Raw genomic sequence first — 13383 nt, 5'->3', positions numbered from 1 at the left:
TAATGTTCAACCACAATAATGTTCTAACCCGATGCCGAAGAAAGGTCAATGCGCAAAATTCACGCCAATGTCATGTTTTTGACGTTAAAGTGCCATGTAGAATTGTCAGTTGATTGTCTATCTGGCTGATTAGGCAATAAAAAAAGCCCCTGATTTGACTGCGATCACACTACAGTAAATCAAGGACTTAGCATAAGCATCGAACAAATCTTAATTTAGCGAAACGACACTATTTGCGATTTGTTGTGCGGTTTGCTGCCAGCCGAGAGCCAGAGTACGTACCAGCGCATCATAGCCATCTTCGGTTTGCGGCAGCGTCAGATTAAAGCCATGTTTGATTAGGCGTCCTTGATGCTGCAGTAACCATTCGCCACTCACCACCACTTGTCCATCGTAGCGTCCCTGGAAACCGGTAACGTTTACCGACAGCGTATCGTGCGCATCGCCCAGCGGCGCACCGGCAACCAGGCGGCCAGGTAGCGCTTTACTGAGATTACTGATCAACGTTTGCTGCAACTGTTGATCGAGCGGACTGGCCCACAGGTTATTGGCTGCAATCACGTACTTCACATCGCTGGTCTGATAGACCAGGCCGTTGCCCGCCATGTAATCCGGTACCGTTACTTGCTCAACCCAAATCATCGGTTGGCCAGTGCCCGCGGCACTTTCAACGCGCGCCACATTGCTGCCCGCAGGCAGCTGATAATAGGTATTTTCAATGGTGCTGCTGCAGCCTGCCAGCAGCAACAGCGCCCCGATAATTAGCCCTTTTTTCACTGTTTCGCCCTCTTTGGCTGTGGATCCTGGCCCGGCTTGGCCTCAAACACCAGCGCGTTACTTTTGCTATTCAGCGTTTTCAGCACCGGCTGCAGTTCTCGCAATACCTGATCAAGCCGCTGCATATCGCCCACCAGCTTGCTGTAAGCCGGCGAACCTGGCTGCAGCCCTTTCATGCTGCGGTTCAGTTCGCGCAGGGTTTGCTGCATGTCTGAAGGCAGGGTTTTCATCGCCGGATTCGCCGTGACCTGATTAAGGTTATCCAGCGTTTTCTGTAGCCGCTGCAGGGTGCGCTGGCTCTCTTTCAAGGTACCTGTGGCTTCATTCAGCACTGGATTAAGTGGCAAGCCGTTGATCTTATCCAGCGCCGCCATCAGTTTCTGCTGAATCTGCGCCAGGCCGCCGCTGACGGTTGGAATCACTTCCAGGCCAGCCACCTGATTCGGGCCTTGATACGCCGGTGCGTTATCGTAGAAATCGAGGTCGATAAATAGCGCGCCAGACAGCAGGTTGCCGGTTTTCAGCGTCGCACGCAGACCGCGTTTTTTGCCATCCTGCAGATGCTGCTCAAGATTGAAATCTCCGCCCAGGCGATTAACAAAGCGATCCGGCTCAATGCGAATCAGCACCGGCACACGATAATCCGTATTCAGCGCCTGATTCACGCCCGGAATCATATAAGGCACTTGTGACACCGTACCCAAACGAATGCCGCGGAACTCAACCGGTGCGCCAACCTGCAAGCCGCGAATCGAATCGGTGAAGAACAGCAGGAAATCGGTATGAGCACTGTAGAGCGAATCCTGGATGCTGCGCTGATCGTCGTACAGATGGTATTCCGCCTTGTTCTCCGCCGCCCGGCCCAGCTCAGCGCCGTCCGGCACATCAAAGCTGACGCCGCCGCTGAATAGCGTAGTGAGCGATCCCATCTCTACGCGCATGCCTGATGCAGACATATCAACGGCAATACCGCTGTCTTTCCAGAAACGCACGTTGGTGGTGATCAGGCGATCGTAAGGCGCCGAGATAAACAGCTGATAAGTCATCATGCGTTTATCGGTATCAAAGTTGCTGGTTTCCACCGAACCTACGCGATAACCGCGGAACAGCACCGGATCGCCCGCATTAAGCTGACCGGCTTTTTTGCTGTCGAGCGTTATGCGAATGCCTTTGGCATCCGGCGGCGCCAGCGGCGGTGCATCCAGCAGTTGATAACGTTCCGGCTTATCGCCCTTCGCGCCCGGCTGCAGCTCGATATAGGCACCGGAAAGCAGCGTGCCCAATCCGGTAATGCCTTCGCGACCAATTTGCGGTTTCACCACCCAAAATGCGCTGTCGCCCTGTAGCAACTTTTCCATGCCCGAATTAAGACGCGCTTTAATCTCTACATGGTGCAAATCGTCGGTCAGAACCGCGCTTTCCACCACACCGACGTTGACGCTGCGGCTCTTAATGGTGGTTTTACCGGCTTCGATGCCTTCCGCATTTTCGGTAATCAGCGTCACTTCCGGGCCCTGATGGCTGAAGTGATAAAAAAGAATCCATCCGCCGATTAACAGCGTGACGATAGGTACAATCCAGACCGGCGACCAGCGTTTAATCTGGTCGACCTTAGCAGTCCCGTGATGGTTGTCCGTCAAGACGCGGCTCCTTACGTTCAGTTTCTCGTTGTCGATCCCACAGCAGGCGCGGATCAAAGGTCATTGCGGCAAACATGGTGAGGATGACCACCATGGCAAACAGCAGCGCGCCTGGGGCAGGATACACGCTCATCAGCCGACCCATCCGCACCAGCGCAGAGAGAACGGCGATTACAAACACATCAATCATTGACCAACGGCCAACGAATTCAACCACCTCATAAACCACGTGCATCTTTTCATCATCGCGCCCACCGCGTCCGCTGCCGTGCCAGCACAGCCAGGCAATCGCCAGCATTTTCAGCGAAGGCACCATGATACTGGCGATGAAGATCACCAGCGCCACCGGCCACGAACCGTCGCTCCATAGCAAAATTACTCCGGCCATAATGTTCGAAGGATATTGCGAACCGAGCGTTTCGGTCACCATGATCGGCATGATATTTGAGGGAATGTAGAGCATCACCGAGGTGATCAGCAGCGCCAGCGTCCACTGCAGACTGTGCTTGCGGCGCGCATGCGCCTTCACACCACAACGCGGGCACGCCAGTTGGTCAGCGGGCAGAATCGCGGTACAACACGGACAGCTACGCAAACCTTGCTTGAGGCCGCTAACACCGGCCAGCGGCGTTTTCGGCAACGGCGGTAACGGATTGATGCGGTGCCACACCCAACGGCGATCAACACATTGAAAAGCGCGCAATTGCAACACGCAGAACAGACACCACGGCCAAAAACTGCTGCCGAGGCCAATCTCACCATACGCCATCAGCTTAACGAAACTGACCAGCACGCCGGCCATAAAAATTTCCGCCATGCCCCAGCTACGCAGCTGAAACAGCACGCGCGCCAACCCAAGCCGCAGGCTGTGCGGCATGCGGACGTTATTGACCAGCAGAATAATGGTGATCATGCAGAAGGCAGGAATGCCCTGCACAAACAGCAGAAACAGCGTTGCCAGGCTGCGGTAATCTTCGCGATCCATCACCTGGGGGATTTCGAGCAGCGATATCTGGCTGCTCAATCCCGCAACGTGCATATTGATGAAAGGAAACAGATTGGCCAGCACCAGCATGAACAGCGCCGAAAAGGCGTAGCCGGTCGGACGTCGACGCGGCTCCTGCCAGTTGGCTTGCAACGTGGTGTGACAACGCGGGCAACGCGCACGGCTGCCAACCGGTACAGCGGGCAGCTTTACTGTTAAATCACACTGTGGACAAAGACTCCACTGATGCGCTTGATCCGCTGCACACATGCTGACTCCTTCCGATTACGCGCCGTTTTTCAGTGCTTCCAGTTCTTCCCAGCGTTCGAACGCCACTTCCAGCTCCTGCTCGGTTTGCGCTAACGCATCCAGAACCGGCTGGGTTTTATCGTGTGGCTGGCTGAAGAAATCTGGATGACTCATTTTAGCCTGCAACTCACCGATGCGGGTTTCCAGCTGCTCCAGTTTTTGTGGCAGCTGTTCCAGCTCACGTGCCAGGTTATAGCTTAGCTTGTTGGCCGGACGTTTGGCGGCGTCGCTTTTCTCAGCGGTTTTCACCGGTGTAGCCGATTTAGCCTGCGAGGCTTTGCCCTGCTTATAGGCTGCGCGCTGCTGCTGAGCATCGTGATAGCCACCGACAAAGGTGCCGATTTCGCCGTTGCCTTCAAAGATCCAGCACTCGGTCACGGTGTTGTCGACGAATTGACGGTCGTGGCTCACCAACATCACGGTGCCCTGATAACCATCCACCAGTTCTTCCAGCAATTCCAGCGTTTCGACGTCGAGGTCGTTGGTCGGTTCATCAAGAATCAGCAGGTTGCTTGGCTTGAGGAACAGACGCGCCAGCAGCAGGCGGTTTCGCTCACCGCCGGACAAGGCGCGCACCGGCGTCATGGCGCGTTTCGGATGGAACAGGAAGTCCTGCAGGTAACCGAGCACGTGGCGCGGTTTGCCGTTAACCATCACTTCCTGCTTACCTTCAGCGAGGTTATCCATCACGGTACGATCTGGATCCAGCTCAGCGCGGTGCTGATCGAAGTAAGCGATTTCCAGCTTGGTACCGCAATGCACGCGGCCGCTGTCGGCTTTCAGCTGATCCAGCATCAGACGCAGCAAGGTGGTTTTACCGCAACCGTTCGGGCCAATCAGGGCGATTTTGTCGCCGCGCTGCACCTGAGTAGAGAAGTCTTTCACCAGGGTTTTGCCACCCACGCTGTAATTGACATCTTCCATCTCAAACACGATTTTGCCTGAACGTGCCGCTTCGCCGACTTGCATATTGGCTTTGCCCATCACTTCACGACGTGCAGAGCGCTCGTTACGCAGCGCTTTCAAGGCACGTACACGGCCTTCGTTACGCGTGCGGCGCGCTTTGATGCCCTGACGGATCCACACTTCTTCCTGCGCCAGCTTGCGGTCAAACTCGGCGTTCTGCATCTCTTCGACACGCAGCGCTTCTTCTTTACCGGTCAGGAACAAATCGTAGTTGCCCGGCCAGGAAACCAGCTTGCCGCGATCAAGATCGACAATGCGCGTCGCCATGTTGCGAATAAACGAACGGTCATGCGAAATGAAGATGATGCTGCCGGTGAATGTCTTGAGGAACGTTTCCAGCCAATCAATGGTTTCGATATCAAGGTGGTTGGTCGGTTCGTCGAGCATCAGTACGCGCGGGTTGCTCACCAGCGCGCGGCCCAACGCCGCTTTACGCAGCCAGCCGCCAGACAGCGAAGACAACTCGGTATCCGCATCCAGACCAATCTGCTGCAGCACGTCGTTGATGCGGCTATCCAGCTGCCACAGATTCTGATGGTCAAGGATGGTTTGCAAACGACCCATCTCGTTCAGGTTCTTCTCGCTCGGATCTTCCATCACCAGATGGGAAATCGCGTGATAAGCCTTGAGATGCTCCGCCTGCTCGGCCACGCCTTCGGCAACGAAGTCATAAACAGAACCGGTAATGTTGCGTGGCGGATCCTGTTGCAGACGCGCCACCACCAAATCCTGCTCATAAATGATGCGGCCGTCATCCAGCGGCTGTTCGCCGTTGATGATTTTCATCAGCGTCGATTTACCGGCGCCGTTACGGCCAACCAGACAGACGCGTTCGCCCTCTTCGATATGCAGTTCGGTGTTATCCAACAGCGGCGCATCGCTGAACGAGAGGTAAGCGCCATGGATACTGATCAGTGACATAAAACTTATTCCTTACCGGCGTGGCTAACCAGCCAGCAGTTGTGAATTTGACGGTTGCGCGCGAAATCCTGCGACAGCGTTTTTTGGGTAATTTCCTGCGCCTGCAGACCCAGACGTTCTAAGCCGTCGAGATCCATTTTGAAGCCGCGCTTGTTATTGGAGAACATAATGGTGCCACCGCGACGCAGCAAACGTTTCAGGTTCTGCATCAGCATCATGTGATCGCGCTGCACGTCGAAATCGTCTTCCATGCGCTTAGAGTTAGAGAACGTCGGCGGATCGATAAAGATCAAATCAAACTGTTCGTCACTCTCACGCAACCAGCTCAGGCAATCGGCGTGCATCAGGCGATGATTACGGCCGGTTAAACCGTTAAGGCGCAGGTTGCGCTCGGCCCACTCCAGATAAGTACGCGACATATCCACGGTGGTGGTGGTTTTCGCGCCACCCAAACCGGCGTGTACGCTGGCGGTGCCGGTATACGCAAACAGATTGAGGAAATCTTTGCCTGCGCTCATTTTGCCCAGCATCTGGCGCGCGATACGGTGATCGAGGAACAAACCAGTATCCAGATAATCGGTGAGATTCACCAGCAGGCGCGCATCAAATTCCTGCACTTCGAAGAAATCGCCCTTCTCGCCCAGCTTTTGATACTGGCTTTTGCCTTTTTGGCGCTCGCGGGTCTTCATTACCAGACGATTGGCCGGGATCTCCAGCACGCTCAGCGTAGCGCTGATCACATCGAACAGACGCTGACGCGCTTTGTTCGCGTCCACGGTTTTCGGCGGCGCATACTCCTGAATCACCACCCAATCAGCGTAACGATCGACCGCTACGTTGTATTCAGGCAGATCGGCGTCATACAGACGATAGCAATCGATATTCGACTGACGCGCCCATTTATCCAGCTTCTTCAGGTTCTTGCGCAGGCGGTTAGCAAAATCTTCGGCGATCTGCGCGCCGCCTTCTGCGCTGGTCGCAGCCAGCTGATAGTTTTTCTGCACGCACTCCAGCGGGCCATTTTTGGCTTTGAACTGGCGATCGGCACGCAGTTGCAAGCAGCTCAGCAGCTCTGGCGAGGCGCTGAACAGCGACAGATTCCAGCCGCCGAAGTGCTGCTTCATGATGCGGCCCAGCTGGCTGTGCAGCGCAATCAGCGCCGGTTCGCTTTCCAGACGCTCACCGTACGGCGGGTTGCTCAATACCGTGCCGGTAATCTCTTTGCCCGCCAGCGGATTCTTCAGCTTAATCACATCCTGCTGCGCAAAGGTGAACAGCTCGAACACGCCTGCACGACGGGCGTTGGCGCGCGCCGATTCCAGCACGCGGCTGTCATTATCGTAGCCAAAGAAACGGGCGGTCGCAGCGGCGGTACCCACGCGCGCGCGCTCTTTTGCGGCAGCATGAACTTCCTGCCATGCAGCCTGATTATGTTTCTTCCAGCGATTGAAGCCCCAATGGGTACGCAGCAGGCCAGGCGCGCGATCGCAGGCGATCAACGCCGCTTCCAGCAGCAGCGTACCGGAACCACACATCGGATCGACCAGCGGCGTGCTGCTCTGCCAACCGGAACGCATCACAATGGCTGCCGCTAAGGTTTCTTTTAGCGGCGCTGCGCCGGTTTGCTGGCGATAGCCGCGCTGATGCAGTGAATCACCGCTTAGATCCAGCGCGATGCTGACGCGATCTTTGTTGAGCCACGCATTGATGCGGATGCCCGGTTGTTCACGATCAACGTTCGGGCGCTCCAGATTCTGGCGGGTAAAACTATCGACGATGGCATCTTTAATGCGCAGCGCACCGAACTGGCTATTGCGGATCACCTCGTTGGTGCCGCTAAAATGGATGGCAAAACTGGTGTTGCTGTCGAACATCTCGGTCCACGGGATACTTTGCGCCCCCACGTAAAGATCGAGATCGCTCCAGACGCCAAATTCTCCCAGCGGCAGCAAAATGCGCGAAGCCAGACGGCTCCACAGCAGGCTTTGATACATTACATGGTCGTCGGCCTGGAAGTGGACGCCGCCCTGCACCACCTGCAAATCCTGCGCACCCAGCGCGTCTAGCTCACTTTTCAACAGCTCTTCGAGCCCACGCGCCGTACTGGCAAACAGAGAATTCATATCGTCACTTTTTACTCTTGCTTAAATTGCTGCGCATTATAGCGAATCAGCGTGCTATGTCATAAAGTTAGCTTCTTTAAAACTTATGACCTCTTTTTTGGAGTGGTGATGATTACGCTTTCACGCCTTTACATCCATCCCGTTAAATCTATGCGCGGTCTGCAACTGTCACATGCGCAGGTGCTGGAAAGCGGTCTGGGCTTTGATCGCATCTTTATGGTGACCGAACGGGACGGCACTTTCGTGACCGCCCGCCAGTTTCCGGAAATGGTGCGCTTTACCCCGGCGCTGCTGCCGGACGGGCTGTTTCTGCAGGCACCGGATGGTTCGCAGGCGCTGATCCGCTTCGCTGATTTCACCGCTGAGCAGTCACCCACCGAAGTCTGGGGCAACCATTTCACCGCGCATATTGCACCTGACGCGATCAATAACTGGTTAAGCACCTTCTTCCCGCGTCCGGTGCAGCTGCGCTGGACCGGCGTGCAACCGACGCGCCGCGTGAAGCGTTTTGATCATGTGCCACTGAGTTTCGCCGACGGTTTTCCTTACCTGTTAGTGAATATGGCCTCGTTGCAGGATCTGCAACAGCGCTGTCCGGCCAGCGTGCGCGTTGAGCAGTTCCGTCCCAATCTGGTGGTGAGCGGCGCGGCTGCCTGGGAAGAAGATAGCTGGAAACGCCTGCAAATTGGCGAGATCACCTTTGAGATGCCGAAACCGTGCAGCCGCTGCGTGTTTACCACCGTCGGTACCGAAAGCGGCCGTAAGCATCCTGATGGCGAACCGCTCTCGACCTTGCAGGGTTTTCGCAGCGCGCAGGATGGCAGCGGCGATATCGATTTCGGCCTGAATTTGATCGCCCTTAATAGCGGCATTATTCGCGTCGGCGATGCGGTGACCATTCTCGAGAAGCAAACCCCACGCGCTTACGGTGCGGGCGCCGTGGTCGAAACGCTGGCGCCAGCCGCCAGCAGCCACAGCGCGGTGAGCATCGATTATCAGGGGACGAGCTTTAGCGGCGACAATCAGCAAGTGCTGCTGGAACAGTTGGAAATGCAGGGTTTCCGCATTCCCTACTCGTGCCGTGCCGGGATTTGTGGCAGCTGCAAAGTGACGTTGGTGGCGGGTGAAGTGAAAGCACTGAAGAAAAGCGCGGTGCGCGCGGATGGTACCATCTTAAGCTGCAGCTGTATTCCGGCAGGCGATATCGAACTAGCGTAAGCCGATTACACCGCCCGCGCAAAGTGGGCGGTTTGTTCCTGCTGCTGCGGACGCAGACGATCGTTCATGATCTTAATCGCATCACCCAACTGCATACCTTTACCCGCCACGGTTAGCGCGTTTTGCGCTAATAAGCACAGCGCGGCATTTTCACCGCTTTCAACCACAAACAGTTGTGCCTGTTCGCCGCTATCAGCCAGCGTCACCGCCACCATATCGCCCGCAGCGGGCTGCCAGCTGTGCGCGTGATTGGTGAAGTGCCAGCTTTTTGGCATCAGAGGTTTGAGAAAACGACTGGCCACCAGCGCGTTTAACACTAACTCCGCACGCTGATCGCCTTTTAATCCACTCTGACGGCAACGTTCTTCAAAGCTAAAATAGAGCGCGGCGTCATCAACGCAAAAACCGCTGACATTAAAGGCATCAGGCGTCAGCATTTTGCGCGAGAAGCGCGAGCGAAATAACATGCCGTCGGCTAAATCCAGCATCATGCGGTCATGATCAGCGTCGAAATACCAACGCCAGTTGTCATCAGGTTTGATTTTCATGATCTGCCCTGTGGTTTATCGCTGCGCTAAACGGCGCTTAATTAAAAAAATAAATCTGAGAAAAAGCTGAAAAAGGCATCAGCAGGACAAAATATAAACGAGCCGAAGGGATAAATAAACCCCTCGGCGCAGTAAAGTGGGAAATGTCTTAGAGGTGGGTCACGATATCTTTAATTAAGCCTGGGCCTTTATAAATAAATCCAGAGTATATCTGCACTAATGTTGCACCCGCGGTAATTTTCTCACGCGCAGAAACCAGCGAATCAATACCACCGACGCCGATAATAGGTAAGCGGCCCTGCAGCTCTTGCGCAAGGCGGCGAATCACTTCGGTGCTGCGTGACTGCACCGGACGACCACTTAATCCGCCCATTTCTTCGGCATATTTAAGGCCGGTCACCAGCGAACGATCAAGCGTGGTATTGGTGGCAATCACACCATCAATATTGTGGCGCACCAAACTGTCGGCAACCTGGATCAATTCTTCTTCAGTCAGATCCGGCGCGATCTTTACCGCCACCGGCACATATTTAAGGTGCCTTGCCTGGAGTTCTTGCTGTTTTAATTTGATGGCAGAAAGAAGATCGTCCAGCGCTTCGCCATATTGCAGCGTGCGTAATCCTGGCGTGTTGGGTGACGAAATATTGATGGCGATATAACCGGCGTGGGCATATACCTTTTCCATGCAGATCAGATAATCGTCTTTGCCTTTCTCGACCGGCGTATCTTTATTTTTGCCAATATTGATGCCGAGAATGCCCTTAAAGCGCGACTTTTTAACGTTGGCAATCAGATGATCAACGCCGAGATTATTAAACCCCATGCGGTTAATAATCCCTTCGGCAGGCACTAAGCGGAACATACGCGGTTTATCATTTCCCGGTTGCGCCAGCGGCGTTACCGTTCCCACTTCGACAAAACCAAAGCCCATCGCGCCGAAGGCATCAATGCACTCGGCATTCTTATCGAGACCGGCCGCTAAGCCGAGCGCGTTCGGGAAGGTTAATCCCATGCAGGTTACCGGACGTGATGGCAGCGACTGGCGAATCAGCCCTTCCAGCGGGGTGCCGCTAATAAAACGCAGTTGTTGAAAGGTGAGTTCGTGCGCACGCTCAGGATCAAGCTTAAACAGCGCTGGCCGGACGATAGGATATAACATGCACTCTCCTCAATGACGGAAACCAGGGAAGTCGGGGTGCACGGGAAAATGTGCGCCAGAATGGTAAGGTGCGCTGGCGCAAAAGTAAATTGTTCTACTGCATCACAATTTGATCGTTATCAGCGTCGTGCAGAATAGCGGCCAAGCTGTTCGCGACACGCCTGCAAACCACTGTAAATCGTCGGGCAATACCACATCAGCTTCAGACGCGCGCTTTGCTGCAATACATTGCGCACCAGCTGATTCACCTGCGGTTGCCAATCCGTTGGGATCACCATGTGATTTTTGCGCATCTGCGCCAGGCAGCTGTGCATCACCGTTTGGTAATAGCTATCCAGCAACGCTGCATCCACCGGCAGATGCCGATCGCGCAGGAACTGTTCGCTGCTTTCACGCGCAATAAAGTAATTTTTCACATAGGAAAAATCGCGCGTGCTTTGCGACAGCGACGTCAGCATAAAGCGTTTGTAGTAGTAGCTTTGGCTGGTGCAATAAATGTTACGCGCCTGCAGATAGAGCGCAAACATGTAAGGCGCATCTTCATGGTTTTGAATCGGCAGAAACTGCAGCGCCAGTTGATCAATCAAGCGACGCGAAATGATGCTGCTCCACACGACGCGATGCGCCGACTGATGCTGCATCAGCGAACGTAAACTGGTGCTGCCGCCGGGCAGCAATCCACTGACATGACGCTGGTGAATGGTTTGATAGTGGCGCTGCGCGGCAGGCACATCAAAAAACATTTTCGCGCCAAAGCAGAACAGATCGATATCTTCATGGCGCGCCTGCACGCGACGGAAGTCGGCGAACAAATCGGTGGAGACAAAATCATCGGCATCCATGAAGTAAACAAAATCACCGGTTGCGACAGAGAGCCCTTTCATACGCGCGGCACTGACGCCGCCGCGCTCACCGCTCAGCAGGATCACCTGCGGATGCTGGGCCGCAAACGCCGTGAGCCAGGCTACGCTGCTGTCGCTGGAACCATCGTCGATAACAATGATCTGTTCCGGCGGCGATGACTGACGCAACAATGAACCCATCGCTTCTGGCAGCCAGGGCGCGCAATTCCAGTTCGGTATGATGACCGAAACCGTAGGGATACTGTGAGATGACATCATGCTCATCCTCTTTCCTCAACGTTAAACAACGGAATTCTGAGACGCTTCAACACCACACTATGCAGCAGACAACAGACGCCGAGATTGAATGCGCCAATCAGGCCAAGCCACAGCAGGTTGAGCCAGCGATTTTGGTTCCACTCGATCGGCAGCAAGGTGCTCAGCCAGGCGACAGCCGCAGAAACCGCCCAAATCAGCATCACGTCGCGGGTTAACCAGGTGAAATGAATGCCCGGCGCAAAGCGGCGATGCACCAGCCACGCCCAGCCCACCAGATAGAAGATGTTTTGGCCCAGCCACAGCCAACCGGTGCCCAGTGCGCCGTAGTGAATGGCACACCAGATGTTGAGCGGCACCAGCAGCACGGCAAAGCAGGTGAAGCCTTTCATGTGCAGCTTGAGGTTGCCGTTGATGTATTGCAGGTGATAGAGCAAACCGCAGATGGCCTGAATGCCGCTGCCCAACGCATACAGGCTAAGGACAAATGACATCTCATCAACAATCTGACTTTTCTGCGTCCACGCCCACAGCAGCGGGCCGGCGTAACAGGCGATGGTGATACTGAGCGGCGCCATAAAGATCGCCACCGCCTGCGTAGTGTAGCGGTAAAGTTTCAAGGACTCCGCATCGCCCTCTTTGCGGGTTTTCATGCCGGTCATGCGTGGCACGATCGCCTGCATAATCGGGCTGCTGAGCAGTAGAATGCCGGTCGCGGCGGTCGCCACCACGGTAAATGAACCGTATTCACTTAGCGGCAGCGTCTTGGAGAGCACCAGTCGGTCAATTTGCGAAATAAAGGTCCACACCGCACTGGAAAATGCCGCGCTGAGCGCAAAACGAATAAAAGGTTTCAGCACCTCTTTCAGATCGCCGCGCTTCTCTTTGCGCGCCGCTTTGGGGATCAGCTGGCAGGATTTGTAGATACAACAGGCCGCTTCGGCAATCGACACCAGCAACTGCCAGACAAAGAACGCCAATACCGCATTAGAGAAGAATTGAATCACCAGCACCGCGCCAAAGGTGCGCAAGGTGGTGATAATCAGGTTGACGCCGTTCAGCCACACCTGATGTTCGAAGCCCACAATCACGCTGCGATACGGACTGGTGCGCCAGCGTATCGCCGCAGTGATCACCATAATCGCCACGGCAATCACCACATCGCCCGCCGGAAGATGACGCGCATCCAGCCAGTGCGTGGCAATCCATGGCGTCGCCAACCAACCCAACACCACCAGCACAATCGTGGAGAACAAGAAGAATTTGGTCAGCGTGGCAAACAGCGCCGGGAACCAGACAAATTCCGCCTGATTAGCACGATAGCGCGCCGCTTCCCGCATCAAGGTGGTCGAAACACCGGCATCGAGTAATTGCAGCCAGGTTAATAAGATCGAAAAGAAGCCCACTAAACCGTAGGCTTCCATACCTAAGTGTTGAATATAAAGTGGTACAACCAAAATACCTGACAGCGTCAGATAGATTTGACCAACATAGTTGGCAATCGCGTTACGTTTTATAGACATAGGTGTTTTGGCATCTGGGGATTATCTCAGTGGCCTTAAGCGTGACATAAAAGTATTCACGCGCACACCGGAGTTATTCTTAAAATTAACGTTGGT

The 13383-nt window shown here is 54.8% G+C and carries 10 protein-coding genes; 1 reads left to right on the top strand and 9 read right to left on the bottom strand.

Translation table 11 applies throughout. From position 1 onward, the window contains the following. Positions 1-210: 210 nt before the first annotated feature. The 5 genes from pqiC to rlmKL are packed head-to-tail and all read right to left on the bottom strand — an operon-like array spanning position 211 to position 7721. Positions 211-777, bottom strand: a complete 567-nt coding sequence (gene pqiC, locus K5Y33_RS02860) for a membrane integrity-associated transporter subunit PqiC (RefSeq protein ID WP_222233221.1) — start codon at positions 775-777, stop codon at positions 211-213. Next, positions 774-2417 (bottom strand): intermembrane transport protein PqiB, encoded by a 1644-nt coding sequence (gene pqiB / locus K5Y33_RS02855; RefSeq protein WP_101760926.1) that lies wholly within the window; start codon positions 2415-2417, stop codon positions 774-776. The genes pqiC and pqiB overlap by 4 nt, the downstream gene beginning before the upstream one ends. Further along, a complete protein-coding gene (gene pqiA / locus K5Y33_RS02850) occupies positions 2389-3672 on the bottom strand; it encodes a membrane integrity-associated transporter subunit PqiA (RefSeq protein ID WP_192413834.1) in 1284 nt (427 codons plus the stop codon). The genes pqiB and pqiA overlap by 29 nt, the downstream gene beginning before the upstream one ends. Before the next feature lie 15 nt (positions 3673-3687). After that, entirely contained in the window at positions 3688-5598 is a 1911-nt protein-coding gene (locus K5Y33_RS02845; protein WP_222233220.1) for an ABC transporter ATP-binding protein, read from the bottom strand. 5 nt (positions 5599-5603) lie between these two features. Continuing rightward, the gene (gene rlmKL / locus K5Y33_RS02840; protein ID WP_192234381.1) at positions 5604-7721 is read right to left on the bottom strand and encodes a bifunctional 23S rRNA (guanine(2069)-N(7))-methyltransferase RlmK/23S rRNA (guanine(2445)-N(2))-methyltransferase RlmL; all 2118 of its coding nucleotides are present in this window, start codon (positions 7719-7721) and stop codon (positions 5604-5606) included. 108 nt (positions 7722-7829) lie between these two features. On the opposite strand from rlmKL, the gene K5Y33_RS02835 reads away from it, so the two are divergent. Next, a complete protein-coding gene (locus K5Y33_RS02835) occupies positions 7830-8939 on the top strand; it encodes a YcbX family protein (protein ID WP_222233219.1) in 1110 nt (369 codons plus the stop codon). A gap of 5 nt (positions 8940-8944) precedes the next feature. Here the strand turns inward: K5Y33_RS02835 and K5Y33_RS02830 are convergent, their stop codons facing one another. The 4 genes from K5Y33_RS02830 to K5Y33_RS02815 form a co-directional block, all read right to left on the bottom strand. Then, the gene (locus tag K5Y33_RS02830; protein ID WP_101760931.1) at positions 8945-9487 is read right to left on the bottom strand and encodes a cell division protein ZapC; all 543 of its coding nucleotides are present in this window, start codon (positions 9485-9487) and stop codon (positions 8945-8947) included. 148 nt (positions 9488-9635) lie between these two features. Further along, a complete protein-coding gene (gene pyrD / locus K5Y33_RS02825) occupies positions 9636-10646 on the bottom strand; it encodes a quinone-dependent dihydroorotate dehydrogenase (protein ID WP_210080565.1) in 1011 nt (336 codons plus the stop codon). Positions 10647-10765: 119 nt separating this feature from the next. Then, on the bottom strand, positions 10766-11767 hold the full coding sequence (locus K5Y33_RS02820; protein ID WP_255610230.1) for a glycosyltransferase: 1002 nt from the start codon (positions 11765-11767) through the stop codon (positions 10766-10768). A gap of 2 nt (positions 11768-11769) precedes the next feature. Next, positions 11770-13287 carry a lipopolysaccharide biosynthesis protein gene (locus K5Y33_RS02815; RefSeq protein ID WP_137385508.1) on the bottom strand — a complete coding sequence of 506 codons (1518 nt, stop codon included), beginning with the start codon at positions 13285-13287 and terminating at the stop codon, positions 11770-11772. Positions 13288-13383: the final 96 nt, after the last annotated feature.

Origin of the sequence: Pantoea sp. DY-17, from assembly GCF_019795975.1 — a bacterium.
Classification (GTDB): Bacteria; Pseudomonadota; Gammaproteobacteria; order Enterobacterales; family Enterobacteriaceae; genus Pantoea; species Pantoea leporis.
Note: the sequence above shows the minus strand (reverse complement) of the source record. Positions and strands in the feature narration are given on the sequence as shown.

What these genes read in the sequence shown, in the direction of transcription:
- rlmKL (WP_192234381.1), bottom strand. Translation starts at nt 7,721, where the DNA reads ATGAATTCTCTGTTTGCCAGTACGGCGCGTGGGCTCGAAGAGCTGTTG.
- K5Y33_RS02815 (WP_137385508.1), bottom strand. Translation starts at nt 13,287, where the DNA reads ATGTCTATAAAACGTAACGCGATTGCCAACTATGTTGGTCAAATCTAT.
- K5Y33_RS02830 (WP_101760931.1), bottom strand. Translation starts at nt 9,487, where the DNA reads ATGAAAATCAAACCTGATGACAACTGGCGTTGGTATTTCGACGCTGAT.
- pqiA (WP_192413834.1), bottom strand. Translation starts at nt 3,672, where the DNA reads ATGTGTGCAGCGGATCAAGCGCATCAGTGGAGTCTTTGTCCACAGTGT.
- K5Y33_RS02835 (WP_222233219.1), top strand. Translation starts at nt 7,830, where the DNA reads ATGATTACGCTTTCACGCCTTTACATCCATCCCGTTAAATCTATGCGC.
- pyrD (WP_210080565.1), bottom strand. Translation starts at nt 10,646, where the DNA reads ATGTTATATCCTATCGTCCGGCCAGCGCTGTTTAAGCTTGATCCTGAG.
- K5Y33_RS02845 (WP_222233220.1), bottom strand. Translation starts at nt 5,598, where the DNA reads ATGTCACTGATCAGTATCCATGGCGCTTACCTCTCGTTCAGCGATGCG.
- K5Y33_RS02820 (WP_255610230.1), bottom strand. Translation starts at nt 11,767, where the DNA reads ATGATGTCATCTCACAGTATCCCTACGGTTTCGGTCATCATACCGAAC.